This window comes from Halomonas sp. SL1, from assembly GCF_003030865.2.
GTDB classification, from domain to species: domain Bacteria; phylum Pseudomonadota; class Gammaproteobacteria; order Pseudomonadales; family Halomonadaceae; genus Halomonas; species Halomonas halophila.
Genome location: NZ_PYUQ02000014.1, coordinates 142,503 through 167,656, shown reverse-complemented (window position 1 = coordinate 167,656; position 25,154 = coordinate 142,503). Strand labels below are relative to the sequence as shown.

The following is a 25,154-nucleotide window of genomic DNA, read 5'->3' as shown; positions in this document are numbered from 1 at the left end:
CCTGTGCGACGGCTCAGGCCCGCCGTGCCGGCGGGGATGGAACCTTATCTCGGCAGTCGGGCCAGGTACTCCTCGCCGAAGAGCGTCAGCGGGGTGTCGTCCTGGACGATGCGCGCGCGCTGGACGGCGCCTTCCCAGCCGATCCAGAACAGCCCAGCCAGGCGCTCGCAGTCGGCTTCCGGCGCGAGGTCGCCGCGCTCGACGGCGAGCCTCAGGCAGCGTGCCAGGCGTCGCTCCCAGTCTTCCAGGATCGCCGTCAGGCGCTGGCGGTAACGGACGGGAAGAATGGTGACTTCCTGGCACAGGTTGCCCACCAGGCAGCCGCGCCGAAAGCCGTGACGCGCCATGCCTTGCCTGGCGTCGTCCATGAAGTGGCCGATCCGATCGAGCGGCGGCACCTCGGGATCGAGCAGCCAGCGGTCGAGCTTGGCGGCGAAGTAGGCGGCGTAGCGATCCATCACCGCCTCGCCGAAGGCGTCCTTGCTGTCGAAGTAGTGATAGAAGGAGCCCTTGGGCACGCCGACTCGTTCCAGCACGCCCTGGATGCCGGTGGAGACGAAGCCCTGTTCGGTCAGGATCTCCACGCCGCAACGGATCAGGGCGTCTCGGGTGTCGGGGTTGTCGCGCGGGGTCCTGGGCGGACGGCCGCGGCGTTTGGTCGTCGTGGTGTTCATGCACACAATTTAGACCGGTCGTCTATAAAAAGGCAAGTCGAAAAAATCCGCTAGGTCGCCGGTCGTCCCACGTTCACACGGCGTATGCTAATGCAACGTCTCCATTCCCTGTGCCAGGAGGGCCGTCGTGGCCGCAAGCAGCCTGCTGACCCTGATCGATGATATCGCCACTCTGCTCGATGACGTTTCGCTGATGACCAAGGTGGCGGCCAAGAAGACCGCCGGGATGCTCAGCGACGACCTGGCCCTGAACGCCCAGCAGGTCACCGGCGTGCGCGCCGACCGGGAGCTGCCGGTGGTGTGGGCGGTGGCCAAGGGCTCGCTGCGCAACAAGGCGATCCTGATTCCCGCGGCGCTGGCGATCAGCGCCTTCGTGCCGGTGCTGGTCACGGTGCTGCTGATGCTGGGCGGCACCTACCTGTGCTTCGAGGGCGCCGAGAAGCTGGCGCACAAGTTCCTGCACGGGAAGGACGACGAGACCGAGCACGCCGAGCGCGTGAAGGCCCTGGCCGACGAGGGCGTCGACATGCGCGAGTTCGAGCGCAAGCGCATCAAGGGCGCGATCCGCACCGACTTCATCCTCTCCGCCGAGATCATCGTCATCACCCTGGGCACGGTAACCGGCGTCGCCCTCGGCCAGCAGGTGCTGGTGCTGATCGGCATCGGGCTTTTGATGACCGTGGGCGTCTACGGCCTGGTGGCCGGCATCGTCAAGCTGGACGACCTGGGGCTCTACCTCAGCCGTCGCGAGGGTGCCCTGGCGGGGTTGGGGCGTGGCCTGGTCGCCGCCGCACCGAAGCTGATGAAGCTGCTATCGGTGGTCGGCACCGTGGCCATGTTCCTGGTCGGTGGCGGCATCCTCGCCCACGGCGTGCCCGTGCTGCATCACCTGGCCCGGGACGTGGCCGAGGTCGAACTGGCCGTGCCGGGGCTCGAGGCCGTGATCCACGGCCTGGGACCGATGCTGCTCAATCTCGGTATCGGGCTCGCCGTCGGCGCCGCGGTATTGGGCGCGGTGACGCTGTTCCAGAAGCTGCGGAGAGGCTGAGATGGCCGCGACGAACCGGTCCGGCCCGAGTGGCCCAGAGGCGGCCTATCGCGAGGCCCAGGAACGGCATGGCTTCGTCGATGATGTCGCCCAGCGGCGGGCCGTCGAGGCGCTGGAGAAGACTCACCGGGCCCTGGCGCGCGGCGATCAGGTGGTGGAGGGCGTCTATCTATGGGGCGCCGTGGGGCGCGGCAAGACCTGGCTGATGGACCGCTTCCATGCCGGGCTCGGGGTGGCGTCCCGGCGATGGCATTTTCACCACTTCATGCGCTGGGTGCATCGACGCCAGTTCCAGCTCTCCGGTACGCCCGATCCGCTGCGCCGCCTGGCCGCGGAGCTGGCCGACGAGGTGCGGGTGCTGTGCCTCGACGAGTTGTTCGTCAACGACATCGCCGATGCCATGCTGCTGGGGCGCCTGTTCGACGCCCTGTTCGAACGGGGGCTGGTGCTGGTGGTGACCTCCAACCAGGCGCCGGAGTCGCTCTATGCCGACGGCTTCAATCGCGAGCGCTTCCTGCCGGCGATCGCGGCGATCACCCGACACCTGGAGGTGGTGCACCTGGACGGTGACCAGGATCATCGTCTCCATCCCGGGGCGGAGCAGCGCCGCTACTGGGTGCGCGAGCGAGAGCGGCCAGCACCCCTGGCGACGGTATTTGACACCCTGAATGCGGGGCAGAGCCATGACGCCAGCCCCGTCGAGCTGGGCCACCGGGCTATCCCGGTGGAGGCGAAAAGCGAGACGGTACTGTGGTGCCGCTTCGAGGCCCTGTGCGAGTCGCCGCTGTCGGCGCTGGATTTCATCGATCTGTGTGATCGCTTCCATCATGTGCTGATCGGCGAGGTGCCGCGCCTCGATGGGGGGCCGGCGATGAGCGGCATCGCCCGGGGCACCGAGGATGCCAGCCAGCGTGTGGAGGCCGGCGATCGCGAGCTGCCGGCGTTGACCCATCAGGACGATGGCGTGCGGCGTTTCATCGCTCTGGTCGACGAGTGCTATGACCGTGGCGTGCCGCTCTATATCGAGGCAGAGGTCCCCCTGGAGGCGCTCTATCGGCAGGGGCACCTGGCCTTTCCCTTTCGCCGGACTCTGAGCCGGCTGAGCGAGATGCAGCTGGCGCGCTTCGGCCATGGTTGACGCTCCTGGCCAGGAGGGGCACCGCCTGGCCCATTGCCCACGGCCACGCCGTGCCGGCTGCTATGCTGGTGACGAGCACGAACAGGGAGGCGTGACGTGACGGGATGGGTCTACTGGCTGGACATGGCGGGGGTGATCGTCTTCGCGCTTTCCGGGGTGATCCTTGCCTGCCGCTCGCGCATGGACCCCTTCGGCATGCTGGTGCTGGCCGCGATGACGGGTATCGGCGGTGGCACCCTGCGTGATCTGGTGCTCGGCGTGCGGCCTGTGTTCTGGGTCGGCGACCCCGCCTACCTGTGGGTGATCCTGGCCACGGTGGGACTCTCGATTCTCGGCTTCCACTATATCCATCGCCTGTCGCGGGTCTTCCTGCCGGTGGCCGATGCCTTCGGCCTGGCGCTGTTCACCGTGATCGGCACTCACAAGGCCCTCACCCTGGACGCGCCCGGCGTGGTGGCGGTGCTGATGGGGCTGCTGACCGGCGTGGCCGGCGGGATGATGCGCGACGTGCTAGCGCGCCGCGTGCCCATGGTGCTGCGCCAGGAGATCTACGCCACCGCTGCCATTGCCGGTGGGGTGGTGCTGGTGGGCCTGGACGCGCTGGGAACGCCCTTCGTGTTCAACGTGGCGGCGTCGCTGGCCACCACCCTGGGATTGCGGCTGTCGGCCATCCACTGGCGCCTGGCTCTGCCGGTCTTCGCCTGGGTGACGGTGGCTCCGCCCCCGGCGCCGAGCGAGGCGGATGGCGAGACATCGCCGCCAGCACCGCCGCGCCGGCCCAAGGCGCGGGTCAAGCTGATTCCCCCGAAGCGCTCGCGCCGGCGCAGGAGGTCCTCATGAAGCGGCACGCCCCATGGCGCTGGCTGGTCGGCGGGGCGCTGGCGCTCCTGCTGGCCGGCTGTGCCCTCGAGCCCGCCCCGCGGCCGAGCGACGAGGCGGTGGCCGCCGAGATTCGCGCTACCTACGAACGGGCCCTGCCGGCGCTATCGGTCGGCAGTCAGCGTCACTATGCCCAGCGGATGTATCGCATCACCGGCGAGGCGCGCTGGCTGCCCCTCAATCGCGACTACGGAGAGCGGCTGGTGGCGTCGCTGCGGGAGGAGATCGCCCGGCTGGACGAGCCCGGCTACGCGGCCCGGCGCGGCCGCGAGGGCGTCGAGGGTTACCCCGAGCGCACCGCCAAGCAGCGCCGTCGCAAGCGCATGCTCGCCGACTGGGGCGAGATCCATTACGCCAAGGGGCTGGCCTTCGACCTGACCCAGGCGCTCTACCACGGGCTGCTCAACGACCGAGACCTGCCCGGCCATCGGCGCGCGCTGGACTATCTGGCGGGCGTGGATTTCCGGGCCTTCGTGACTGCCCCGGCCGTGCTCGACGTCTACGCCGCCCAGGTCGCCAATCTGGTCCACTACCTGGACGATCTGGGCGTGGCGGACCTGCGCGGCGAGGCGATCGCCGCCTTCCGCGCACGTTTCCCTCCCTCGCGGGACGCGACGCTGAGCCAGGCGCTGTATCGCAACAAGATCTACGGCATGACCCACTTCGTGATCGCCGCCAGCGACTATTACCAGAAGCCGGTATCGGCGGACGATTTCGCCTGGGTGCTCGATGCGTTCTCCGCCGGGCTGGCACGGATACTGACCGACACCAAGGAGGACATCTACACCGAGGTGGGCATCAGCTTCCTGCTGGCCGAGCGCGGGGAAGCGCCGGCCGTGGTGCGCCTGCGCGAGGCGCTGGTGGCGGCATACGATCCGGTGGCCGGGATGGTGCCCTCGGAGTCGGGTGGCACCGACCGCGACCGGGGCGAGCATCGCAACGTGCTGGCGATCATGCTACTGGACTGGCCCGAGCGGCTATATCCAGGGCCGTGCCTGTCGGCATCGGTTCAGGAAGGCGCGTCGACCGTCTGCCGGGGCCGGGCGCCTTCCAGCTGCGAGGCCAGCGTGCGCTTGATGTCGCGATAGAGCGGCAGCAGGTCGCGATTCATCTCGTACTCGACCTGCCGCTGGTCGATGTAGAAGGCGCCGCGCTTTCCGTGGAAATCGATGATGCGACCGACTGGAGTGAACAGGAAACCCGACATGGAGAGCAGTCGCGGCAGTCGTGGCTCCATCATGGCAAAGGCATGAGGGCGACCTGAGAGTCCTAGCAGAACATAGGTGGCCAGGAAGAGTCCGATCACGATCAGGGGGAAGGTCTCGCGCTGTTCGGGCGTGAAGGCATGTCGCGCATGCAGCAGGCCCTCTATTTCCTCCGTGGTCGAGCGTCGACGGAACAGTGGCGAGATCGCCAGTCGCGAGACCTCGCACACCGTCTCTTGGGCGAAGCGTTGCGGATGCAGCCTGGGATGCTCGAGGCTTTCGCCGGCGTAGTCCTCCAGGGGTAGACGCTGGACCCCGTCATTCCGACTGTCCTCCGGCAGCACCAGACGCATGCAGCCGGCCGAGAGGCCGGTGTCCCGATGCTCGATCAGGCACAGGATGGCGTGCTCGTCGTGGGCATCGAACTCTAGATGATGCAGCGGGTCCGCCGGCGCCTCGTAGCCCAGCTCCTCGCAGTAGACATCGTGCCGCAGCCGGAAGATGCGACGCCGCGTCTCCTCGTCATCGGCCAGTCGGAAGGTGAAGGCCTCGCGGAAGCGGTCGAAGAGGTGAGCGGGGACCCGTGAGCGGCGTGGTGTCTCCTTCGCGGTGGTCGAGGACATGGCTGTGCATCCCTGTGTCGTCATGTGGGGGTGGGCCTGGATCAGGCATCGTCGTCGAGAAGGGGGGCCAGCGGTCGTGGCCGTCCAAGGTGGAAGCCCTGGCCGTAGGTGATGCCGTAGGCCTTGAGCAGCGGCAGCACCTGTTCGTTGTCGACGAACTCGGCGATGGCCTGCTTGCCGAAGCCGGCGGCCAGGTCGGCGATGGCCCGGACGATCACGCGACTGTCGGAACTGTCGGTCAGGTGGCGGATGAAGGAGCCGTCGATCTTGATGTAGTCCACCGGCAGCTGCCCCAGGTAGTGGAAGCTGCTGAATCCCACCCCGAAATCGTCGAGAGCGGTGCGGCAGCCCAGGTCGCGCATCGCCTGCAGCACGCCCCGAGCCGTGGAGAAGTCAGTGACCGCCGCGGTTTCCGTCACTTCGAGGATCAGCTGGTGCGGATCGGCGCCGCTGTCGGCCAGCTCCTCGGCGAGAAACTGCTCGAGCCCCCTGTCGTGCAGCGACTGACCGGAGAGATTCACCGCCAGGCTGATGCCTCGCGCCTGGAGCCGCCTCAATGCCTGGAGGCTGTGGCGTAGTACCCAGCGGTCCAGCTGCACGATCATGCCGTTGCGTTCGGCAACCGGGATGAAGTGGCCTGGCGAGACCAGGCTGCCATCCTCCTCGCGCATCCGGACCAGCACCTCGTAGTGCTTCACGTCGCGATCCTCGAGGCGCATGATGGGCTGCACCATCAGCACGAAATCGTCTTCCTGCAGGGCCTTGCGCAGCCGCTCGACCCAGTAGACCCGCTCCTTCAGCTCGCTCTTGGCATTCTCCAGGGTGGAGAGCAGATGCCAGCGCTGGTGACCGTGCTCCTTGGCCTTGTACATGGCGACGTCGGCGCTGGCCAGCAGGTCGGCGGGCGTGTCGCCGTGAGCGGGGTACTGGACGATGCCGATGCTGGCGATGGCGCGGTGGAGCCGTCCACTGGCCCGGAACTGGATGGCCTCGAGCAGCTGGTTGCACTGCTGCGCCGTGCCGATCGCCCGGTCGGCATCGGCGCCTTCGAGCAGCAGGGCGAATTCGTCGCCGCCCAGCCGAGCCAGGCTGCCGCGTCGTCCCACATGGAACTGCAGCACGTCGGCGACTTCCCGCAGCAGCCGGTCGCCGGCGTGATGGCCGCTCAGCTCGTTGACCTCCTTGAACTGGTCCAGGTCGAGCAGCAGCAGGGCCCCTTGGCCGCCGCGAGCCAGCGCCGCCTGCACGAGCTCCTGGAAGTGACGCCTGTTGTGAAGCTCGGTCAGCGGGTCGCGTTCGGCCAGCCAGGTCAGGCGGCCCTCGGCGGCCTTGCGCTCGGTGATGTCGAGCCCCACCGAGAGGCGTGCCATGCCGGCGTCGCCGCCGCCGGTCAGCGGCGCGTGATACCAGACGATGGTGTGGACCCGGCCATCCACGGTGAGCAGGGGGCGCTCTTCTTCCTCGGCGCCGGCGGCATCGGCGATCGGTGAATGACCGGGCAGCGGGAAGATGTCATCGAAGCGGCGACCGATCAGCGTCGTCTCGTCGACCTCGAGGATCGACAGCGCATAGGCGTTGACCAGGCTGATACGCCCCGCGCTGTCCTGGGCGATGATGAACACCCGGGCGGTGTCGAGCAGGCCGCTGACGAAGTCGCGCTCCCGGGCCAGTTCGTCGACGCGCTCGGCGAGCTGCTCGCCCCGGGCCTGCACCTCGCCTTCGAGCCGTTCGAGCTGCTGGGAGAGCTCGACCGTGGTGCCCTCGAGCACGTCGATCTCGTCGGGCCAGCGTTTCGAGGTGGCGGGGATGGCCTGGCGGGCCTCGCCGAAGCCACCACGGGCCAGGGCCGGCAGTACACCGGCGACGCGCCGCAGCCGGGCCATCGGGCCGAGCAGGATGGCCAGCAGCAGCAGCTCGGCGGCGAGCCAGCCGGCCACGCCAGCGCCCAGCAGGACCCGGGTGTCGTGGTTGATGGCGAGCACCTGGTCGGTGATATCCGAGATCAGCAGGAGGTAGCCGGCACCGTCAGTGGATCGAATCCGGGTCACGGGAATGGCCGACAGTTCCTTCAGGCGCTGCGCGTGGGGCAGCTGTAACGGGCCGTCGGCAAGCGTGTCCAGCGAGACCCGCTCGGCGGCCCGTCGCAGCAGTGACAGGCCCGGCTGCTCCTCGGTCAGGGCCAGCAGCTGGCCTTGCCACGCGGACAGCCGACGAGCCGGCACGGCGTCGTTGCTTGAGCGGGAAGAGGCGGCCAGCAGCGCGACCTCGCTGTCCGAGACCGACTTGACCTGGAGAATCACGTCGGCGAGCGTGCGCGACAGGATGACCAGGCCCACGCTGCGCCCGTCGATCAGTACCGGCACGGCGGCATACTGGCGGCAGCCGACGTCGCAGCGCAGGGTCGTCAGCGGTGTCTCCGTACGGATCACCTGTGAGATCCAGTCCTGGATCGGTCCGCTGTGCTCCGGCGCGCTGCCCCAGTGCGCCATCGCCTCGCCCCGGGTGTCGAAGATCCGGATCTCGTCGATGCCCGCGTCCAGCTGCAGGCTCGGCCATTGGGCCGCCAGCGAGGCACGCACGGCGGCGTGATCGTCGGCTTCCAGGGCCTCGCCCAATCCCGAGGAGGCCGCGGCCAGGCCGGCCAGCTGGCGCAGCCCTTCTTCCGAGCGCTGCAGGATCAGGCGCACCTCGCGGTGATGGAGCGCATGCTGCTGCAGGCGGCTTTCCTGGAACTGGCGCGTCAGGGTGGTATGGCTCAGCCAGCTGAACAATGAGACCAGCACCAGCAGCAGCAGGCTGCTGAGTGCGATCACGCGCCAGGTCAGGCTCAGGGGGCGGCGCTGGCGAAACAGCGGGGGCAGGGTCATGTCGCCGGTTCCTTGGCTGTCATGAAGGAGCGGTCCGCACAGGGCTAGAAGCGAAACGCGATCTGGAACAGCAGCATGTCCCAGTAGCGGTCCGTGTCCGACGGGTCGGGGTTGTCCTGGGCAGGCAGCCAGCCGGTGCCATCGATGTAGTGATATTCGCCGGCCAGCATGATCCGCGGCGTGGGCGTCCATTGCAGGCCGAAGGTCCAGTCCCGGGCGAACTGCGAGTGGTCTGGGCCGGCGCCGCTGGCGGCGTAATCGTCGCCGGAGGGATCATCCCGGTTGGCCACGAGACGGTCGTAGCGTACCAGCCACTGCCAGTCGTCGAGGAAGCGCCGCTGGTATTGCAGGTACCAGCTCTCGCCGGTGGTATCGAAGTTGAAGCGCGGGTCGTTGAAGCCTTCCAGACCGGAGTTGCGCAGTGCGTACTCGGCGGTGAGGCTCCAGAGCTCGGCGTTGTACTGCAGTGACAGCACCCAGGGCCGGAAGTAGAAGTCGCCATCGCTGAGGCCGCTCTGGTGCGAGTCGAAGCGAGCCCCGACATCGGCATGGCTCAGGGCGGTGATGATGCGACCGCCGTCATGCTCGTAGCGCAGCTGGGCGATAGCGGAGGTGTCCGGGTCAAGATCGCCAGGAATGCGGTCCAGTCGAAGGGTCTCGAGCAGGTCGTCGCCGGCCTGGACGCGGCCGACGCCAGCTTGAAAGCTCAAGGTGCCCTGAGGCAAACGTTCCTCGTAGTAGCTCAGCACGCCGTCCGCGGAAAGTGCCAGCGAGCGGGTGCGATCGAAGTAGATCGACTGCGGCAGCAGGATGCCGGGGCGGGTGAAGGCCACGTCTCTGGTCTGATTGTAGAAACCGAAGGGGTTCTTGAAGCGCCCCAGCTGCACGCCGATATTGCGCTGCTGATTCGACTGAAGCTGATAGTCGATCAGGCCGTAGTCCAGCTTCGGCTGGGCATCGCCGCGCTCGCCGCCGGCTCGACGGCTGAGCACCTGGGCGGCGAGCAGGACATCCTCGTGGGGGCGCAGCGACACGTTGGCGCCGATCTCGGTGAATTCCAGGCTGCCGCCATGATCGCTGCTGGGGCCGAAGAAGTCGTTGTCGTCGGTGATGACCAGGGCCTGGCTCAGGAAGCCGTGCAGCTGCAGGGTGTCCAGCACCTTGCCTGGTTCGGCCTGCGCCGGGACGGCAACGGCCAGCAGCATCGCGCCGACAGCCCCGAAAAGGCGTGTCCTATTCCATGGTGATGACTTGGACGCGGTCATCCAGCTTCTCCCTTTCCAGATAGCCCAGGGCGCCTGGGGTGTCGGCAATTCGTTCGAGCATCTCCGCCTGGGTGCCCACTCGCTCGGGGGCCTGCCCCGTGCCGGAAAACACCGCACGATCCCAGGCCAGCTGTAGCTGGTGGGGATAGACCGATAGCCGCTGCTTGACGAAGCGGGCATGCACGGGGTGGCGGTTGGGCAGCACGAAGATGCGGGCGGCCTGTCCGTTCGGCCAGGTACGCTGTCGCATGGCGAAGAGCGCTCGGGTGATATCGCGGGTCAGCGATTGCGTGGTGACGTCCGGATGGGCGACCAGCAGCACCGCCTGTGCCTCGTCATCGTCTCCCTGGTCCGCCGCGACCCATGGCGCGACGCTCAGCAGCGCGAGGCCAATGGCCATTACCACACGCCGGAGCATTCGGGCCCTCCCGGCCATGACACGAGCTTGGGGGTAACGCCACTGGGCGGGCGGCATGGCAGTTGGAGGCTTCGGGTGGCGCGGATAGGGCTCCATCCGGGAGCCGGCAATGAAGGCGAACAGGATGGGGACGATGGCGCTATCTCCCTGTCGACTCGTCGGGGGTTATCGTTATGCATCTCTCGGAGCGCCTCTGCCGAGGTGGACGGTGCGGGGCCCGCTGAGCGTTTCGGCACAGCTTACCTTTATCAGTGCATGACGAAAAGATAATGCAAATTGGCCCCTTCTGCTTGTGGTCATGAGGCTCGGCGGCACTGCCGCCGAGCCCGCTCTCAGCCGTAGACGCCGAAGCTGCCGGCATTGATCCACAGATGAGTGACGACGCTGGCGGTATATCCCAGGGCGATCACCGGTGACCAGCGCAGGTGGCCCATGAAGGTATAGTTGCCCCGCGCCTGGCCCATCAGCGCGACGCCGGCCGCCGAGCCCACCGACAGCAGGCTGCCGCCGACCCCGGCGGTGAGCGTGATCAGCAGCCAGTGGCCGTGGGACATCTCCGGCTCCATGGTCAGCACCGCGAACATCACCGGGATGTTGTCGACCACCGCCGAGATGACGCCGAGGACGATGTTGGCGCCGGTGGCGTTCCAGCCGGTGTAGAGAGCGTCGGAGAGCAGCGCCAGGTAGCCCATGAAGCCCAGCCCGCCCACGCACATCACCACGCCGTAGAAGAACAGCAGGGTATCCCACTCGGCCCGGGCCACCCGCTTGTAGACATCGAAGGGCACCACGCTGCCCAGCTGCTCGAGCATCTTCCAGTCGCCGCGCTGGGTGTAGAGGGTGCGCTTGCGCTCCAGCGAGCGAGGCAGCGTCTGGCGCAGGTAGTAGCCGAAGAACTGCAGGTAGCCGAGCCCGGTCATCATGCCCAGCACCGGGGGCAGATGCAGCAGCGTATGACAGGCCACGGCGGTGCTCACGGTGAGCAGGAACAGCACGATGATGCGCCGCGCCCCGCGCTTGAGGACGACATCCTCCTCGAGGCTGGCCGGCACGCGGTTCTTGATGAAGAAGCTCATCACCGCGGCGGGAATCAGGAAGTTCACCAGCGACGGCACCAGCAGGGCGAAGAACTCCTGGAAGTGCACGATGCCGGCCTGCCAGACCATCAGGGTGGTGATGTCGCCGAAGGGACTGAAGGCGCCGCCGGCATTGGCCGCCACCACGATGTTGATGCAGGCCAGGTTGATGAAGGGCTTGTCGCCCTCGGCGACCTTGGTGACCACCGCGCACATCAGCAGCGCCGTGGTCAGGTTGTCCGCCACCGGCGAGATCACGAACGACAGCACGCCGGTCATCCAGAACAGGGTCCGGTAGCTGAAGCCCTTGCGCACCATCCAGGCGCGCAGGGCATCGAAGACGCCGCGCTCGTCCATGGCGTTGATGTAGGTCATCGCCACCAGCAGGAACAGCATTAGCTCGGTGAACTCGAGCAGGGTGATGCGGAAGGCATGTTCCGACTCGCTCGACATCCCGGACTGCACATAGACCCAACCGATCAGCCCCCAGATCAGGCCCGCCGCCACCAGCACCGGCTTGGACTTGCGCATGTGGAGCTTTTCCTCGGCCATGACCAGCGCATAGGCCAGCACGAAGATCATCACCGCCAGGCCGCCGACGAACGACTGCGTCAGGTCCAGCGAGCCGGTCGCGGCGGCGGCGGGCGAGGCGAGCAGCGACAGCATGGCAAGGGCCAGCCAGCGGGCGGCGGGCAAGCAAGAGCGAGGCGGTGAACGATGGAGTGTCTGCATGGCGACGATCATCCCGTGGTGAAGTGTGTGGAGCATCCGGAAAAAGGGGGTTCACCCAACAGCCTACTGAGACGTGGCGCCGACGGGATTGCCCCTTTGGTAGGGGATAGCGGAGCGGATCAACGCTAAGGTCGCAGTCGGATGTCGGGATTCGGCGCCCGAAGCGGGAAAAATTGTGGCATCATCTGCTCCCTCCGGTGATGACCGGAATCGCATCGCCAACGACTTCAGGGCAGGCTCTCGACGCATGTTTCTCGATGATTACCACTCGCGCACGGACTCGCGGCTCTGCATCACCGCCGAGCAGGCGAGCCGTTTCGCCAAGCGCGTCGCCGGTGACTTCAACCCCATTCATAACCCGGATGCGCGGCGCTTCTGCGTGCCCGGCGACCTGCTCTTCGCCCTGGTCCTGGCTCGTTACGGCCTCTCCCAGCACATGACCTTCCGCTTCCTGAGCATGGTCGGCGCCGAGGTGCCGCTGACCTTCGACGAGGACGACGACGGCCGGATCCGGGTACGCGACGGCAGCGGCAAGTGCTATCTCGAGGTGGAGCGAAGCGGTGACATCACCCGCGACGAAGCCGTGGTCGAGGCCTTCACGCGCTGCTACGTGGCTTTCTCCGGCAAGAACTTCCCGCACTACCTGAAACCGCTGATGGAAGACCGCGGCGTGATGTTCAATCCCAAGCGTCCGCTGGTGATCTACGACAGCATGGGCTTCTCGCTGGAGCGCCTGGACGGCATCGAGCCGGGGCTGGAACTGGCGGATGCGTCGCTGGACGTGGTCGGCAAGCGCGGTGATGCGCTGCTCGAGTTCCGCATCATGGCCGACGGCGAGGAAGTCGGCACCGGCTCCAAGAAGCTGGTGGTCAGCGGGCTTTGTGACTACGACGCCTGCACCATGGACGCCGTGGTCGAGGAGTTCTATCGCCTCAAGGCGGCCCACGACGCCGAGGCCTGAGCCCCTCACCTCACCGGGTTCGCCCCACCGTGCTCGACAGGACCGCCCTCCGGGGCGGTCCTTTGCGTCTGGGTCCACATGTCTGGGCCACACGTCTGGCCTCGGGCGGTCAGGGCGACGAAGGCAGCCCCAGAAGCATGCCGCCCAGGCCGCATAGCAGCACCACCCACCAGGCCGGGCGCTGCCACACCGTCAGCAGCAGAAAGCCCACCAGGGCCAGCGCGAACTCCGCCGGCCCCAGGATCGCGCTGGTCCACACCGGCTGGTACAGCGTCGCCGCCAGCAGGCCGACCACCACGGCGTTGGCGCCGCGCATCACCGCCTGCAGTCCCGGACGGGTGCGCAGGGCGTTCCAGAACGGTATCGTCCCTGCGAGCAGCAGCATCCCCGGCAGGAAGATCGCCCCCAGCGCCAGCAGCGCGCCGGGCACCCCGTTCGTGGCCATGCCCAGATAGGCCGAGAAGGTGAACAGCGGCCCCGGCACCGCCTGGGCCGCGCCGTAGCCGCTGAGGAAGGCGTCCGGCGATACCCAGCCCGGCTGCACCACCTCGGCCTCAAGCAGCGGCAGCACCACATGGCCGCCGCCGAACACCAGCGCGCCCGAACGGTAGAAGGCGTCCACCAGGGCGATGCCCTGACCGATGCCGGCCTGGGCCAGCAGCGGCAGCCCGATCAACAGGCCGGCGAAGGCCAGCAGGCAGGCGGCGCCCGTGCGCTTGCCAAGGCCGATGTTCAGCACCGCCGGTCGTACCTGGCCGGCCTCGCGGCAGATCAGCCCGCCGGCCAGGGCGCCGAGCACGATGGCCAGCAGCTGGCCCATCGGGCCATTCACCGCCAGCACCAGCAGCGTCGCGGCCACGGCGATGGTGGCACGGCGCCGGTCGGGGCACAGGCGGCCCGCCATGCCCCAGACGGCATGGGCGACGATGGCTACCGCCACCACCTTCAGGCCGTGCAGCAGGCCGTTGCCGAGCGGGCCGGACAGGCTTCCCGCGCCCAGCGCGAAGGCCATCAGCAGCAGCGCCGAGGGCAGGGTGAAAGCTGCCCAGGCGGCCAGGGCGCCTAGCGGGCCGCCGCGCAGCAGGCCCAGGGCGAAGCCGACCTGGCTGCTGGCCGGGCCCGGCAGGAACTGGCACAGCGCCACCAGGTCGGCGTAGGCGTGCTCGTCGAGCCAGCGGCGGCGCACCACGAACTCCTGGCGGAAATAGCCGAGGTGGGCGACGGGGCCGCCGAAGGCGGTCAGGCCCAGCAGCAGGAAGGTGCGGAAGACGTCGGCGACGCGAGAGGGTGGGGACATGATGGCTCCGGACAGGATGTGGCAAGGCGAGCTGATGGATGGCCGCGTGCGGGGTGGGCAAACGCCGGCCCATGCCGCAAGATGCCGACATTGTCCCGTCAAAGGATGACCGAGCGATGATACGCACACTGCTGGTGGTGCCGGGCGAGGCCGAACTCCGCGGCGGCGAGGAGCTGATCGCACGCTGGCGAGAACGTCCCGACAGCCATCTGTGGATCGACCTGCAGGGCGAGTCCCTGGCGGACGAGCGGGCCTTCCTGGAAGGCTTCGGTTTTCATCCGCTGGCCATCGACGACGTGCACCGCGAGCGCCATCCGCCGAAGATCGAGGAGTTCGAGGACAATACCCTGATCCTCTATCGCGGCATTTCCTCCTTCGACGCCGAGCTTCGCTACGAGCCCCAGCGGATCGCCTTCCTGCTCGGCGAACGCCTGCTGATCAGTTTGCATCCCGGGTTGGCGCTGAGCATCGACCGGCTGATGAGTCAGGATGCCGGCGCCCTGCTGGCGCGGTCGCCGGCGTTCGTGGCGCTGCGCGTCATGTATGCCTCCGCCGGTTACTATCTGGACGGCCTGCTGGCCTTCGAGACCGAGCTGAGCGACCTCGAGGACGCCCTGGTCGAGAACGGCAACGACGAGCTGATGCGACGGCTGATCGGCTATCGCTCGCGGCTGGTGAAGATGCGCCGCCTCTACAACTACCACCTGGGCATCACCCAGGAGATCACCGCCTACGATTACGCCCACCTGCCGCGCGGCAACGAGGAGACCCTGCATGCCATCAACGACGTGCACGAGCGCTTCGAGCGGCTGCACAGCCTGACCCAGATGTACTACGACATCTGCGGTGACCTGATCGACGGCCACCTGTCGCTGTCCTCGCACCGGCTCAACGAGACCATGCGGGTGCTGACGGTGATCACCGCGATCTTCGTGCCGCTGACCTTCATCGCCGGCATCTACGGCATGAACTTCAGCCACATGCCGGAGCTTGACTACCGTTACGGCTACTTCATCGTGATGGGCGCGATGCTGACGATCGGCGTCGGGCTGCTGTGGTGGTTCCGGCGCGTCAAATGGCTATGAGCGCAGCCGGTGGGGCATAGTGCCGCAGCGCGAGCGGCTTCCCCGCGGCCGCCCGGGCCCGTAGTCTCGAGGGTTCCCCCTTTCTGACGCGGTTCCGACCATGCATTCCCAGCGCGAACAACTTCATAACGAGCTGCATGCCCGGCCCTCGATCTACTTCGCCGGGCCGGCACACCTTCACCACTATGCCTTTCTCGACACCGACGGCGTCTGCGACGGTATCGTCCGGCGCCTGTGCGAGCTGAGCGACACCCAGCCCGCCGCCGATGCCGTCCAGGGCATCCTGACCCTCGACGGCGACCGAGTGCTCAAGTGGGAGCGCCATACCGAGTTCTTCACTCTCACCCTGATGGTGCCGATCGGCGACGACGCACCGCTGTGGCCGGCCCCGCCGCCGCGGCTGGCCGAGATCGCCGAGGCCCATCACGAGGCGCTGATCAGCGCCACCCTGATTCGCGTGGAGAACGAGGCTGACTGGGCCGGTGACACCGCTCACTATGGCTTCGTCGATCCCTCCGGCTCGCGGGTTGCCGGGGGCGATGCCACGGTGTGGAGCGACTTCCGCCTCGACGAGGTCGGCGTCAATCGCATGCTGCTCGTCAATCGCGCCCTCAACGATTTCCGCCTCGGCCGCATCGGCCGTCGGCTGCTCGAGATCGAGACCTATCGCATGATGGCGTCGCTGGCGCTGCCTCTGGCCAAGTCCCTCGGCGGTGAACTGGCGGGCTTCGAGGCAGAGCTCGGTGAGCTCTCCGACCGCAACGCCGAGGGGTTGCCCGAGGGGCCGCGTCCGCTGCTGGCGGCGATCGCCTCGCTGTCGGCCCGGCTCGAACGCAGCGGCGCGCGCAGTCGTCATCGCTTCGCCGCCACCGAGGCCTATGCCGGCATCGTCTTCGACCGGGTCGAGCGGCTGCGCGAGAGCCGTGTGGGCGACTGTCAGCGGCTGGGCGTCTTCCTGATGCGCCGCTTCCAGCCCACGGTACGCTACTGTGCCGCGGTGGATCGTCGCCAGGAGCGGCTGGCCGAGAACGTGGCACGCCTCAACGACCTGCTGCGGACCCGTGCCCAGGTGGAGATCGAGGAGCAGAACGTCGAGATCCTCAAGAGCCTCGACGCGCGCTCCAGCAGTCAGCTGAAGATCCAGAAGGCCGTCGAGGGCCTGTCGATCATCGTCATCAGCTACTACCTGTTCAGCCTGATCAAGCTGGCGCTGGGCAGCCTCGAGGCACTGGGCATGCCGATCGCCCCATGGCGGGCGGTGGCGGTGTTCGGGCCGCTGGCGATCCTGCTGCTGGTGGTGCTGGGGTGGCGGATATGGCGGGTCAAGAACCACTGAGGACGCCAGCGGGACGGTCGGGCGCCGGCGGCTGCTGGCGCCCGGCGGGCATCACTTCAGATAGATCTGGCCCTGCTCGTAGAGCGAGCGGCAGTCGTTGGCGTCGTGGTAGCGATCCTCGTCCAGGTTGATCGAGTGCACGCCCGGGCCGCCGAAGCGGGGATCGTCGCATTCGCCGTCGTTGGCCCACTGGCTGGTGTTGTCGCCCCACTCGATGCCGTGGGACGACCCGCCGGAACCGGTGGAGACGTTGCCGCCGCCCCAGGCGGGAGACGCTTCGGAAATGTAGAGCTCGGCCTCGGGCAGGTTGCCCGACTGGTAGGTGCCGACCCAGATGTTGTAGTTGCCCGAGGGCGGGTTGTTCCACACGATGCCCGGGTTGGTGCCGGCCGCGGTGGAAAAGTCGTCGTTGCAGTGCCAGTTGCCCGCGGCATCGAAGACCACCAGGGTGGTGTCCGCCTGGGATTCGGCGTAGATGCTCAGCTGGTACTGGCCGGCCTGGTAGTTGAGGTCCAGGTCGGGATCGCCGCTGACGTAGCCGCTACAGTTGGGCCCCGCCTCGCTCGCGGAGCGGCTGCCGCCGGCGGTGAGCGAGGTCACGTGGGGGTCGGGCTGGAAGCCCGAGTTGAGATTGACGGTCCCGTAGGTGGGTGTGGCCTGCCAGTCCAGGGCCTGGGCAGCGGCGCTGAAGCACAGCAGCGGAAGAGCCACGAGCGCAGCCTTGCGATGAATCGACGACATGAGTCTGTTCCCTTGCGATGTTTTGAGTCTTGGTGCGTGGCGCACCTCTCAATACTACTTAGCCCCCCGTGAAAGTCACGACGTCTCCTCCTTCTGGCCCAGGCCCTCATCCCCCTGGCGGAGCGCCTCCAGCCGCGCGTAGAGGTGTTCGGTGAAGAAGCCGTGCATCAGGAAGCGCTGGCTGAGATTCCAGGGCCCGACCAGGTAATGGGGGTACTTGTTGTAGGCCAGCTCGGCCAGGTTCGGATCGTCGATCATGCGGCCGATGCGCAGCGCGATCGACTGGTCGAGGTTGAAGCCGTTGATGGCGTCGCGGTACTCCTCGCGGGTCAGCAGCAGGCAGAACAGGCACATGAACAGCACGTGGGCGCTTTCGAAGTCGAGCACCTGAGTGCGGCGGCGCTCGACCGTGAATTCGGTCATGTCCAGCGGCCGCCAGTGCTCCCAGCGCAGCGCCTCGGGCGGCCGCGGGGCGGTGTCCTGGCCGCCTTCGCCGAGCTCGGCGAAGGCGCGGAACAGCTCCTGGTCGTGGTCGACGAAGCTCGCCGTGAGCATGTCCTCGATGCGCCGCGGATACAGCGCCAGCGGCTCGACCCGGCCGGCGGCGCCGTTGTCGATCAGGAAGTTGATGACGTTCGACTCGGTGGCGTAGTGGCGCAGGATCAGCAGGTTGGCCTCGGGGCTGACCACGTGGCGGCAGAACCAGCAGATCAGCCGCTGCAGCAGGCCATGGGCGCGGAACTGGGGCAGCGGCAGCCGCTTGAGAAACCAGGTCAGATGCAGCAGCGCGCCCAGCACCAGCTGCAGCAGCGGGCGCAGCGACCAGCGGGTGGGCCGCTCCATGTCGTCGAGCCACAGCTTGAGTGCCTCGCGCTCGATGGGCAGGGTGTCGTCGGCCTCCAGGGCACGCAGGAAGGGGCTACGCCGGCTCATGGTCGATCTCCTCCAGCTGCAGGGCATAGAGCCGCGCCACCACCCGGGCGGTGCGCAGGATGGCGCGGCGCTCGGCCTCGCCGCGGCAGACCCGGTCGAGCATCGCGTAGAGCTTGTCCAGGTGGGCGTCGTCGTTGGCACCGTGATAGCGCATGAAGCGCGTGGCGCCGCCGTCGCCGCCGAGGGCCGCGTCGATGCGCCGGGCCCAGTCGTCGGCCATCTTGTGGCCGAGCCCCTCGATGATCCACATGGCGCCTATCAGGTCGACCGGGTTGGGCTGGCTGGCGCGGTGCATCATGAAGGCGTGCAGCGCCTCGCTGCCGGCGTTGCGCTCGGCGTGAAAGATCGTCTCGCGCTCGCCGCCGGCCGCCACGTAGTCGGCCTCCAGCATCTCGTAGTCGCGGTGCTCCTCCCGGGCGTGCTCGATGACCATCGAGCGCACGTCGGCGAAGTCGCGCTCGAAGCTCGAGGCACCGCGGGTGATCCAGCGTGCGCCCTCGATCACCTGCTGGCGCAGGTGGCACAGCAGCCGGCGGTAGTCCTCGTCGGTGAAGCGGTCGCGTTCCAGGCGCTGGAGGATCGGCACCCGGCTCAGCTGGCGCTCGAAGTCGAACCAGACGCGCATCAGGCCCTGCAGGCAGGCCTGGCCCTCGGAGGTGGTGACCTTGTCGCTCATGAGGTGGCCTCCCTGACCACGGTGAGGTGCATGTAGACGTTGTTGAAGCGCCCGCTCTCGGGCACGAAGCACAGCAGGGTCTCGCCCTCGGCGAGCTCGCGGGTGCGTCGGAACTCGTCGAGCATGATGAACAGCGAGGCGCAGCCGGTGTTACCGCGGGTATAAAGGTTGGTGTACCACTTCTCCTCGGGGATGGCGGCGCCGGCCTGGGTCAGCATGTCGTGGATCTGGCCGCGGAAGTGATGCGACGAGTAGTGGCACAGCAGGTGGTCGACCTCGTCGACCTTCACCCGGCCCTCGTCGATCAGCCGCAGCAGGCCGTCGACGCCGAGCTTCACCAGATGATCGAGCAGGCGCACGTCCTGGCGGATCAGCAGCGCACCGTCGGCCTCCGCCTCGGCGTAGGTGGGGTAGTCCTGCCAGCTCGGGTGGCGCCCCTGGCCGTTCGGTCGGCCCACGCTCATGCACACCGGGAAGGCGTCGGCGTGGGACACGCCGCGAATCCAGTCGATGCGAAAGCTGAGGCCGCGCGGGCGATCCTCCAGCAGCAGGGCGCCGGCGCCGTCGGAGAGCATCCAGCGCAGGAACTCGGCGTTGAAGTCCGGCGTCGCCCCGGCGGCTTCGAAGCGGCTGGCCTTGAACAGCCGCGAGGCCAGCTCGCTGGCAACCACCAGCGCATTGCCGTGCTCGCCGGCGCGGATCGCCGTCCAGGCCGCCTTCAGCGCCATCATGCTGCTCGAGCAGATGCCATGGCTGGTGTGCAGCTCCAGGCTCGGCAGGCCCAGCTCGGCCTGCACCATGCTGCCGAAGCCCGGCAGCACCAGGTCGCCCTGGCTGGTGGCCACGCTGAGCATGTCGAGGCGGGCATCGGGCAGGTAGCCCTGATCCAGGCAGTCGCGGCCGGCCAGGGCGGCCATCTCGCCGTTGCTGACGGTGGTGCGATGCTCGGCATCGATGGCGTAGTGGCGCGTGCGGATGCCATTGGCCTCGAGGATGCGCCGCTTGAGCCGGCTGGGCCTGCCGTGGACTTGGCCCAGCACCTCCTCGATGCGGTCGTTGTCGACCGGCTCGCCGGGCAGGTGATGGCCGGTGCTGGTGATGTAGACGCTCATGCCGACCTCCGGCGTTTCAGGGCGAACACCAGGCAGCGCAGGTTTTCCTCCGCGTAGGGGAAGATCGCCAGCACCGCCATGAAGGCCAGATAGCCGGGCAGGTAGCCAGCGCCGCCGTGGGGCGTGTCCAGCGGCACCAGCGACAGCTGGCCGGCCCAGTCCAGGGTCAGCAGATCCGTCATCGTCGGGCCGTTGAGCACCGCGATCAGCGCCAGCATGTAGAGCGGCAGGCTGGCCAGGTAGTTGTGGGCGTGCATCTCCCAGATGCTGATGTGGCGGCGCGGGGCGGCGTAGTGGACGTCCCAGTGGGCGACCAGCTCGTGCAGGACCCAGGCCGCCAGGCAGATCAGCAGCACCAGCACGTTGACCTCAAAGAGCAGGCAAAGAAGGATCGGAATGCCGACCTGGAGGCCCATCAGCGAATGGACCAGCGACTCCTTGAGCCCCGAGGTGGCCTCGATGCGGGTGGCCCGATGGCAGCACCAGTCGACGAAGCCGGCGATGCCCCATAGCGGCAGGAAGACGTAGAGCAGAACCTGGATCAGCAGCGCATCGGTGGTCATGGCGTGACCTCGCGGCGATGGCGGAACACGGTGGGTGACACGATGAGGGTCTCCTTTCCATGGAGGCGTATCAGTGTTATGAAACACTGTTCGAAAACGAGTCTAGCCGATCACCGCGCAAATGGAAACGAACGTTTGAATCGGCCGTGGCGAGGGCCGTCGCCATCACGTCAGCGAGCGTGGCGGAACGGCGGAGCGTTTGGGTTTCGCGGCGCGAAGCGGCGCAGAGAATATAAGCCATGGCGCATGGAAAAGCTCGCCGCCGGCAGGCGTCGGGGTGGGGCACTATGCTGAGGGAGCCATTGTGCTTGCTCCGAATACTGCATAGGGAGGTTCACGCCATGTCCACGACATCTTTCGCCGCCCGGCTTGGCCTGCTGCTGACGCTGATCGCCGGCACGGCGCTCGCCAGTGAGGGGCAGGACCTGGTCTTCCAGGGCGACACCAGCTTCCAGGGGCCCCACGGCGGCCAGGCGATTCAGGCGGCGCTGGTCGACACGGCCCTCGACGAGACCATCGCGGTGGAGACCGGCAAGGTCTCTGCCGAGGATGCCCCGAGTTTCGCCTTCACCTTTCCCGGCGCGCTGGAAGCGGACGGCCGGTACGCCGTGCACTACTGGATCGATGCCAACTTCGGCGGCGGCACCGCCGGCAACTGCGACCCCATGCAGCACGATCACCAGTGGAGCGTGACCATCGAGCCCGGCGACGGGCCGGTGACGCATACCGAGCGTCACGATCCCTCGACGCAGAGTGCCGTCTGCGACACCTTCCGCTGAGCTCGCCGTGCCTAGAGCTTCACCTTGCCGCGCAGCGCCTTGGTCTGGCCCTTCTTGACCTTCTTGTCGACCCGGCGGCGCTGGGAGCCCTTGGTCGGCTTGCGCGCCTTGCGCTGCTGGATCGCCTGACGGATCAGCTCGCGCAGCCGGTTCAGCGCGTCTTCCTTGTTGAGCTCCAGGGTGCGGTGCTCCTGGGCCTTGATCACGATCACCCCGTCCTTGCTGATGCGCTGGTCGGAGAGCGCCAGCAGGCGTTCCTTGTAGAACTCCGGCAGGCTTGAGGCGGGGATGTCGAAGCGTAGATGCACCGCCGAGGCGACCTTATTGACGTTCTGCCCGCCCGCGCCTTGGGCGCGGATCTGGTGAATCTCGATCTCGTGGTCGGGCACTTCCACGGTATTGGAGATACGCAGCATGCTGTCCTCGCGGTGGGTGAAATGAAGAGGGTGAATGAGCAGGGTGAATAAAGAGAGGGATGAATAGGGGGATCGGTGGGCGGAGCGGCCGTTAGCCGCGCTGGCGCAGCGGTTCGAGCAGCTCGCTGAGGCCGTTGTGGTCGATCTCGTGCATCAGCTGCAGCAGCTGGCCGATCTGGCCCGCCGGGAAGCCCTCGCGGGCGAACCAGGCGAGATAGGGGCCGGGAAGATCGGCGATCAGGGTGCCTTCGTACTTGCCGAAGGGCATGCGCTGGGTGACCAGGCGTTGCAGATCCTCGGGTTGCAAGGCGCCGCTCCTCTAGGGTGAATGAAAACGAGGCCGCAGGGTACGCCACCGGGAGCCAGGCGGCCAGTGGGCGGTGGATTTCCCGCTCCGCCCTTGAATCCCGGCGGGCCGGCCCGCATGCCTGTCTGACATCCATGGCACATGAGGGACCTTCCCATGACCACCCTGGTGATCGGCGCCAACGGCCAGATCGGCCGCCTGTTCTGCGAGCTGGCCCAGCAGGCCGGCGATCCCGTTCGGGCGATGGTGCGCAATGACGATCAGCGCGCCTGGTTCGAGGCGCGGGGCATCGAGACCGTGATCGGCGACCTGGAGGGCGAGCTGCGTCACGCCTTCGAGGGCTGCGACCAGGTGGTGTTCACCGCCGGCTCCGGGCCGCACACCGGCCCCGACAAGACGCTGCTGATCGACCTCAACGGTGCCATGCGCGCGGTGGATCTGGCCGCCGAGCTGGGTCTCGAGCGCTTCGTGATGGTCAGCGCCCTGCGCGTCGACGACCCGCTGGCCGGACCGGAGAAGCTGCGCCCCTATCTCGCCGCCAAGCGTGCCGCCGATGCCTATCTCAAGGCCGCCGAGGTGCCCTGGGCGATCCTCAAGCCGGGCCGCCTCACCGACGAGCCGGCCACCCGTCGCGTCGCCGCCTCGCTGGAGGAAAACGGCGGCCACAACGATGTCTCCCGGGCCAACGTGGCCCATGCGCTGCTGCATCTGGTGCAGGGCAAGGCGGAGAACGACCGCGAGTATCCGCTGCTGGACGGCGAGCGTGAGATCGACGCGGTGCTGGCCTGAGGCCCCTCAGCCCACCAGGGTCCGGTTGCGGCCGTCCCGTTTGGCCCGATAGAGGGCGCGATCGGCCCGCTCCAGCAGCAGATGGCTGGCCTCGTTCGCCTCGAGCGAGGCCAGGCCGGCCGAGATCGTCAAGGGGATCCGCTCCTCGCCCAGCGGCGTCGCCGCGAGCCGCTCGCGCAGCCGGTCGATGGCGCAGCGGGCTTCGGTCTGGCTGGCTCCGGGCAGGATCACCAGGAATTCCTCGCCGCCCAGGCGTGCCAGCACGTCGTAGCCGCGCAGCGCCTCCTCCATGTGCTCGGTGGCGCGTTGCAGCACCCTGTCGCCCACCGCATGGCCGTGGCGGTCGTTGACCAGCTTGAAGTGATCGAGATCGCAGATCGCCACGCACAGCGATGTGCCATGGCGCCGGGCACGCGAGATCTCCTCCTCCAGTCGGGCCAGGCCAGCGCGACGGTTGAGCAGCCCCGTGAGCTCGTCGTGACGGGCCAGGAACTCGAGGCGCTGCTCCATGGCCTTGCGCTCGGTGATGTCGGTGATGAAGATGATGCGCCTGGGGCGGCGGTCGTCGCCTTCCTGGCGCAACGATTCGACGATAATGCTGCGTCGCTCGCCGTCGCGGCGAACCACCTCCCACTCCTGTCGATCGTCGTGTTCGGCCTCGCCCTGCATGAAGTCGCGATGCCGCGCGAGCATCGCCGCCTGGCTGGCTTCCGGCATGATCAGGGTGAAGGGCCGGCCCAGCAGTTCCTCCTCCGCATAGCCGTAGAACGCACAGTAGGCCGGATTGACCATCTCGTAGGTGCCGTCCTCGCTGGTGATGCAGATGCCGATGGGCGCGTCACGCACCAGTCGCGGCACGCCGTCGGAGCGGGTCAGGGTCAGGGTCAGCGGCATGGGCTCATCCTCGGTCCAGCGGGCGGGGAAACAGCGCGTCGATGCGCCTGGCCGGTGACTCGGCCAGGGCGTCGAGGGCCGGCCGGGCGAAGTAGTAGCCCTGCTGCAGCGGAATGCCGGCCTCGAACAGCCAGCGCGCTTCCTCGGCGGTCTCCACGCCCTCGGCGATCAGCGTCACGCCGAGCGGGCCGGCCATGGCAGCCAGCGCCTTGACCATCGCCTGACGGCGCGGGTCCCGGTGGCAGCCCTGAATCAGCTGGCGATCGATCTTGAGCTTGTCCGGATACAGCTCGGTCAGCACGTCCAGGTTGGCGTGGCCGGTGCCGAAGTCGTCCAGCGCCACCCGGAAGCCCGCCTGGCGGTAGGCCTTGATGATCGCCGCCAGGTGGTCGCGGTCCACCACGCGCTCGGTCTCGACGATCTCGAAGATCAGCCGCTCCAGCGGCCAGCCCACGCGACGCGAGACTTCCAGCGTGGCGCTCAGGCAGGCCGCGGGCTCGTAGACCGCGTTGGGCAGGAAGTTGATCGAGAGCGGCACGCTCATGCCGAGCCGGCTGGCCTGCTCGATGGCCTTGACCCGGCAGGCCTGGTCGAAGCGATACATCAGCCGGTCGTCGACCTGGCGCAGTACCGAATGGGCGGACTCTCCGTCAGGGCCTCGCACCAGCGCCTCGTAGGCGTGGATCTCGCGGCGGCCGACGTCGATGATCGGCTGGAAGGCCATGGCGAAGTCGAAGGGCAGCTCGATCTCGCAGCGGTTGCAGTGATTGGCGACCCTGGCGCAGTGTCCCATGGTGGTTCCTTTTTCGATGCGCTCGCGACTGCGGAGCAGTCAAGGGAGAGGCGATGGCGTGCATTTTATTTTACTTGTTTTTAATCATGTATCGCTATTGTACAAGTTTAATCCCGTCCTCGACGCGCCACGCCTCGAGCGGCATCATCCACGCGCCCCTGATACATGAGGAACGACCCCCATGAGCGATGCTGAAGCCCCACTGTCGGCCCGCGTGCGCCGGCTGCTGGAGGCGGCCCCCGATGACAGGCTGCCGTTGACCTACCAGCGGCTCGCCGAGGCCCTGGCGCTCACGCCGCCGCGTACCATTCGCCGCGTGGCGCTGGCCCTGGAACAGCTGATGCGGGAAGACGCCGCCGCCGGCCGTCCCTTCATCGCTGCGCTGGTGGTCAGCCGACAGGGCGAGGGCCTGCCGCGCGAGGGCTTCTTCGCGCTGGCCGTCGAGCTGGGACGCTTGCCGGAGGATCCGGCGCTCCAGGCCGAGGCCTGGCGGGAGGAGTTCCGGCGAGCCGTCGACGACCACAACCACAACGACCAGGCCTGACAA

General features: G+C 67.8%; 26 protein-coding genes. 10 read left to right on the top strand and 16 right to left on the bottom strand.

Annotated features, from left to right (window positions below):
* Nucleotides 1-44: 44 nt before the first annotated feature.
* A complete protein-coding gene (locus C9J49_RS09375; RefSeq protein WP_046079503.1) occupies nucleotides 45-674 on the bottom strand; it encodes a TetR/AcrR family transcriptional regulator in 630 nt (209 codons plus the stop codon).
* A gap of 127 nt (nucleotides 675-801) precedes the next feature.
* Here C9J49_RS09375 and C9J49_RS09370 point away from each other — a divergent pair, with 127 nt between their 5' ends.
* From C9J49_RS09370 to C9J49_RS09355, 4 genes are all read left to right on the top strand, one after another.
* Nucleotides 802-1,722 (top strand): DUF808 domain-containing protein, encoded by a 921-nt coding sequence (locus C9J49_RS09370; protein ID WP_107181337.1) that lies wholly within the window; start codon nucleotides 802-804, stop codon nucleotides 1,720-1,722.
* Nucleotide 1,723: 1 nt separating this feature from the next.
* A complete protein-coding gene (gene zapE / locus C9J49_RS09365; protein ID WP_107181336.1) occupies nucleotides 1,724-2,860 on the top strand; it encodes a cell division protein ZapE in 1,137 nt (378 codons plus the stop codon).
* Between the two features lie 96 nt (nucleotides 2,861-2,956).
* Nucleotides 2,957-3,700: a trimeric intracellular cation channel family protein gene (locus C9J49_RS09360; protein WP_081945779.1), complete on the top strand. Its 744-nt coding sequence runs from the start codon at nucleotides 2,957-2,959 to the stop codon at nucleotides 3,698-3,700.
* Nucleotides 3,697-4,827: a DUF3541 domain-containing protein gene (locus C9J49_RS09355; protein WP_107181335.1), complete on the top strand. Its 1,131-nt coding sequence runs from the start codon at nucleotides 3,697-3,699 to the stop codon at nucleotides 4,825-4,827. Before C9J49_RS09360 ends, C9J49_RS09355 begins: the two co-directional genes overlap by 4 nt.
* Here the strand turns inward: C9J49_RS09355 and C9J49_RS09350 are convergent.
* The 5 genes from C9J49_RS09350 to nhaD form a co-directional block, all read right to left on the bottom strand.
* The gene (locus C9J49_RS09350) at nucleotides 4,749-5,567 is read right to left on the bottom strand and encodes a PEP-CTERM/exosortase system-associated acyltransferase (protein ID WP_107181334.1); all 819 of its coding nucleotides are present in this window, start codon (nucleotides 5,565-5,567) and stop codon (nucleotides 4,749-4,751) included. The genes C9J49_RS09355 and C9J49_RS09350 overlap by 79 nt on opposite strands.
* A 41-nt stretch (nucleotides 5,568-5,608) precedes the next feature.
* On the bottom strand, nucleotides 5,609-8,434 hold the full coding sequence (locus C9J49_RS09345) for an EAL domain-containing protein (RefSeq protein ID WP_107181333.1): 2,826 nt from the start codon (nucleotides 8,432-8,434) through the stop codon (nucleotides 5,609-5,611).
* A 44-nt stretch (nucleotides 8,435-8,478) separates the two neighbouring features.
* Nucleotides 8,479-9,639 carry a hypothetical protein gene (locus tag C9J49_RS09340; protein ID WP_107181332.1) on the bottom strand — a complete coding sequence of 387 codons (1,161 nt, stop codon included), beginning with the start codon at nucleotides 9,637-9,639 and terminating at the stop codon, nucleotides 8,479-8,481.
* A gap of 28 nt (nucleotides 9,640-9,667) precedes the next feature.
* Complete coding sequence (locus tag C9J49_RS09335) at nucleotides 9,668-10,099, bottom strand: hypothetical protein (RefSeq protein ID WP_107181331.1); 432 nt, start codon at nucleotides 10,097-10,099, stop codon at nucleotides 9,668-9,670.
* Nucleotides 10,100-10,449: 350 nt separating this feature from the next.
* Nucleotides 10,450-11,925: a sodium:proton antiporter NhaD gene (gene nhaD / locus C9J49_RS09330; RefSeq protein WP_107181426.1), complete on the bottom strand. Its 1,476-nt coding sequence runs from the start codon at nucleotides 11,923-11,925 to the stop codon at nucleotides 10,450-10,452.
* 247 nt (nucleotides 11,926-12,172) lie between these two features.
* Here nhaD and C9J49_RS09325 point away from each other — a divergent pair, with 247 nt between their 5' ends.
* On the top strand, nucleotides 12,173-12,886 hold the full coding sequence (locus C9J49_RS09325; protein WP_107181330.1) for a DUF3581 domain-containing protein: 714 nt from the start codon (nucleotides 12,173-12,175) through the stop codon (nucleotides 12,884-12,886).
* 109 nt (nucleotides 12,887-12,995) lie between these two features.
* Here the strand turns inward: C9J49_RS09325 and chrA are convergent, their stop codons facing one another.
* On the bottom strand, nucleotides 12,996-14,183 hold the full coding sequence (chrA, locus tag C9J49_RS09320; RefSeq protein ID WP_107181329.1) for a chromate efflux transporter: 1,188 nt from the start codon (nucleotides 14,181-14,183) through the stop codon (nucleotides 12,996-12,998).
* Between the two features lie 116 nt (nucleotides 14,184-14,299).
* Here chrA and C9J49_RS09315 point away from each other — a divergent pair, with 116 nt between their 5' ends.
* Nucleotides 14,300-15,268 carry a magnesium transporter CorA family protein gene (locus C9J49_RS09315; RefSeq protein ID WP_107181328.1) on the top strand — a complete coding sequence of 323 codons (969 nt, stop codon included), beginning with the start codon at nucleotides 14,300-14,302 and terminating at the stop codon, nucleotides 15,266-15,268.
* Between the two features lie 100 nt (nucleotides 15,269-15,368).
* A complete protein-coding gene (locus C9J49_RS09310; protein WP_107181327.1) occupies nucleotides 15,369-16,604 on the top strand; it encodes a DUF3422 domain-containing protein in 1,236 nt (411 codons plus the stop codon).
* A gap of 51 nt (nucleotides 16,605-16,655) precedes the next feature.
* Here C9J49_RS09310 and C9J49_RS09305 read toward each other — a convergent pair whose 3' ends face one another.
* The 5 genes from C9J49_RS09305 to C9J49_RS09285 form a co-directional block, all read right to left on the bottom strand.
* Entirely contained in the window at nucleotides 16,656-17,345 is a 690-nt protein-coding gene (locus C9J49_RS09305) for a hypothetical protein (protein WP_181454272.1), read from the bottom strand.
* Between the two features lie 75 nt (nucleotides 17,346-17,420).
* Nucleotides 17,421-18,278: a DUF6999 family protein gene (locus tag C9J49_RS09300; RefSeq protein ID WP_107181326.1), complete on the bottom strand. Its 858-nt coding sequence runs from the start codon at nucleotides 18,276-18,278 to the stop codon at nucleotides 17,421-17,423.
* A complete protein-coding gene (locus C9J49_RS09295) occupies nucleotides 18,265-18,954 on the bottom strand; it encodes a hypothetical protein (protein ID WP_107181325.1) in 690 nt (229 codons plus the stop codon). The genes C9J49_RS09300 and C9J49_RS09295 overlap by 14 nt, the downstream gene beginning before the upstream one ends.
* Entirely contained in the window at nucleotides 18,951-20,066 is a 1,116-nt protein-coding gene (locus tag C9J49_RS09290; RefSeq protein ID WP_107181324.1) for a beta-ketoacyl-ACP synthase III, read from the bottom strand. Before C9J49_RS09290 ends, C9J49_RS09295 begins: the two co-directional genes overlap by 4 nt.
* A complete protein-coding gene (locus C9J49_RS09285) occupies nucleotides 20,063-20,629 on the bottom strand; it encodes a diguanylate cyclase (RefSeq protein ID WP_107181323.1) in 567 nt (188 codons plus the stop codon). Before C9J49_RS09285 ends, C9J49_RS09290 begins: the two co-directional genes overlap by 4 nt.
* A gap of 341 nt (nucleotides 20,630-20,970) precedes the next feature.
* On the opposite strand from C9J49_RS09285, the gene C9J49_RS09280 reads away from it, so the two are divergent.
* Nucleotides 20,971-21,408: a hypothetical protein gene (locus tag C9J49_RS09280; protein WP_107181322.1), complete on the top strand. Its 438-nt coding sequence runs from the start codon at nucleotides 20,971-20,973 to the stop codon at nucleotides 21,406-21,408.
* Nucleotides 21,409-21,419: 11 nt separating this feature from the next.
* Here the strand turns inward: C9J49_RS09280 and arfB are convergent, their stop codons facing one another.
* Nucleotides 21,420-21,824, bottom strand: coding sequence for an alternative ribosome rescue aminoacyl-tRNA hydrolase ArfB (arfB, locus tag C9J49_RS09275; RefSeq protein WP_107181321.1), 405 nt, complete (start codon nucleotides 21,822-21,824; stop codon nucleotides 21,420-21,422).
* A 91-nt stretch (nucleotides 21,825-21,915) separates the two neighbouring features.
* A complete protein-coding gene (locus tag C9J49_RS09270; protein WP_046079485.1) occupies nucleotides 21,916-22,131 on the bottom strand; it encodes a DUF3820 family protein in 216 nt (71 codons plus the stop codon).
* A 156-nt stretch (nucleotides 22,132-22,287) separates the two neighbouring features.
* Here C9J49_RS09270 and C9J49_RS09265 point away from each other — a divergent pair, with 156 nt between their 5' ends.
* Nucleotides 22,288-22,920 (top strand): SDR family oxidoreductase, encoded by a 633-nt coding sequence (locus C9J49_RS09265; RefSeq protein WP_107181320.1) that lies wholly within the window; start codon nucleotides 22,288-22,290, stop codon nucleotides 22,918-22,920.
* A 6-nt stretch (nucleotides 22,921-22,926) separates the two neighbouring features.
* Here C9J49_RS09265 and C9J49_RS09260 read toward each other — a convergent pair whose 3' ends face one another.
* Together C9J49_RS09260 and C9J49_RS09255 are read right to left on the bottom strand one after the other, a co-directional pair.
* On the bottom strand, nucleotides 22,927-23,814 hold the full coding sequence (locus C9J49_RS09260; RefSeq protein WP_107181319.1) for a sensor domain-containing diguanylate cyclase: 888 nt from the start codon (nucleotides 23,812-23,814) through the stop codon (nucleotides 22,927-22,929).
* Nucleotides 23,815-23,818: 4 nt separating this feature from the next.
* A complete protein-coding gene (locus C9J49_RS09255) occupies nucleotides 23,819-24,607 on the bottom strand; it encodes an EAL domain-containing protein (RefSeq protein ID WP_107181318.1) in 789 nt (262 codons plus the stop codon).
* A 181-nt stretch (nucleotides 24,608-24,788) separates the two neighbouring features.
* Between C9J49_RS09255 and C9J49_RS09250 the strand changes: the two genes are divergently transcribed.
* A complete protein-coding gene (locus C9J49_RS09250; RefSeq protein ID WP_046079481.1) occupies nucleotides 24,789-25,151 on the top strand; it encodes a hypothetical protein in 363 nt (120 codons plus the stop codon).
* Nucleotides 25,152-25,154: the final 3 nt, after the last annotated feature.

What these genes read in the sequence shown, in the direction of transcription:
- C9J49_RS09375 (WP_046079503.1), bottom strand. Translation starts at nt 674, where the DNA reads ATGAACACCACGACGACCAAACGCCGCGGCCGTCCGCCCAGGACCCCG.
- zapE (WP_107181336.1), top strand. Translation starts at nt 1,724, where the DNA reads ATGGCCGCGACGAACCGGTCCGGCCCGAGTGGCCCAGAGGCGGCCTAT.
- C9J49_RS09355 (WP_107181335.1), top strand. Translation starts at nt 3,697, where the DNA reads ATGAAGCGGCACGCCCCATGGCGCTGGCTGGTCGGCGGGGCGCTGGCG.
- C9J49_RS09350 (WP_107181334.1), bottom strand. Translation starts at nt 5,567, where the DNA reads ATGTCCTCGACCACCGCGAAGGAGACACCACGCCGCTCACGGGTCCCC.
- C9J49_RS09345 (WP_107181333.1), bottom strand. Translation starts at nt 8,434, where the DNA reads ATGACCCTGCCCCCGCTGTTTCGCCAGCGCCGCCCCCTGAGCCTGACC.
- C9J49_RS09340 (WP_107181332.1), bottom strand. Translation starts at nt 9,639, where the DNA reads ATGCTGCTGGCCGTTGCCGTCCCGGCGCAGGCCGAACCAGGCAAGGTG.
- C9J49_RS09335 (WP_107181331.1), bottom strand. Translation starts at nt 10,099, where the DNA reads ATGGCCATTGGCCTCGCGCTGCTGAGCGTCGCGCCATGGGTCGCGGCG.
- nhaD (WP_107181426.1), bottom strand. Translation starts at nt 11,925, where the DNA reads ATGCAGACACTCCATCGTTCACCGCCTCGCTCTTGCTTGCCCGCCGCC.
- C9J49_RS09325 (WP_107181330.1), top strand. Translation starts at nt 12,173, where the DNA reads ATGTTTCTCGATGATTACCACTCGCGCACGGACTCGCGGCTCTGCATC.
- chrA (WP_107181329.1), bottom strand. Translation starts at nt 14,183, where the DNA reads ATGTCCCCACCCTCTCGCGTCGCCGACGTCTTCCGCACCTTCCTGCTG.
- C9J49_RS09315 (WP_107181328.1), top strand. Translation starts at nt 14,300, where the DNA reads ATGATACGCACACTGCTGGTGGTGCCGGGCGAGGCCGAACTCCGCGGC.
- C9J49_RS09310 (WP_107181327.1), top strand. Translation starts at nt 15,369, where the DNA reads ATGCATTCCCAGCGCGAACAACTTCATAACGAGCTGCATGCCCGGCCC.
- C9J49_RS09305 (WP_181454272.1), bottom strand. Translation starts at nt 17,345, where the DNA reads ATGTCGTCGATTCATCGCAAGGCTGCGCTCGTGGCTCTTCCGCTGCTG.
- C9J49_RS09300 (WP_107181326.1), bottom strand. Translation starts at nt 18,278, where the DNA reads ATGAGCCGGCGTAGCCCCTTCCTGCGTGCCCTGGAGGCCGACGACACC.
- C9J49_RS09295 (WP_107181325.1), bottom strand. Translation starts at nt 18,954, where the DNA reads ATGAGCGACAAGGTCACCACCTCCGAGGGCCAGGCCTGCCTGCAGGGC.
- C9J49_RS09290 (WP_107181324.1), bottom strand. Translation starts at nt 20,066, where the DNA reads ATGAGCGTCTACATCACCAGCACCGGCCATCACCTGCCCGGCGAGCCG.
- C9J49_RS09285 (WP_107181323.1), bottom strand. Translation starts at nt 20,629, where the DNA reads ATGACCACCGATGCGCTGCTGATCCAGGTTCTGCTCTACGTCTTCCTG.
- C9J49_RS09280 (WP_107181322.1), top strand. Translation starts at nt 20,971, where the DNA reads ATGTCCACGACATCTTTCGCCGCCCGGCTTGGCCTGCTGCTGACGCTG.
- arfB (WP_107181321.1), bottom strand. Translation starts at nt 21,824, where the DNA reads ATGCTGCGTATCTCCAATACCGTGGAAGTGCCCGACCACGAGATCGAG.
- C9J49_RS09265 (WP_107181320.1), top strand. Translation starts at nt 22,288, where the DNA reads ATGACCACCCTGGTGATCGGCGCCAACGGCCAGATCGGCCGCCTGTTC.
- C9J49_RS09260 (WP_107181319.1), bottom strand. Translation starts at nt 23,814, where the DNA reads ATGCCGCTGACCCTGACCCTGACCCGCTCCGACGGCGTGCCGCGACTG.
- C9J49_RS09255 (WP_107181318.1), bottom strand. Translation starts at nt 24,607, where the DNA reads ATGGGACACTGCGCCAGGGTCGCCAATCACTGCAACCGCTGCGAGATC.
- C9J49_RS09250 (WP_046079481.1), top strand. Translation starts at nt 24,789, where the DNA reads ATGAGCGATGCTGAAGCCCCACTGTCGGCCCGCGTGCGCCGGCTGCTG.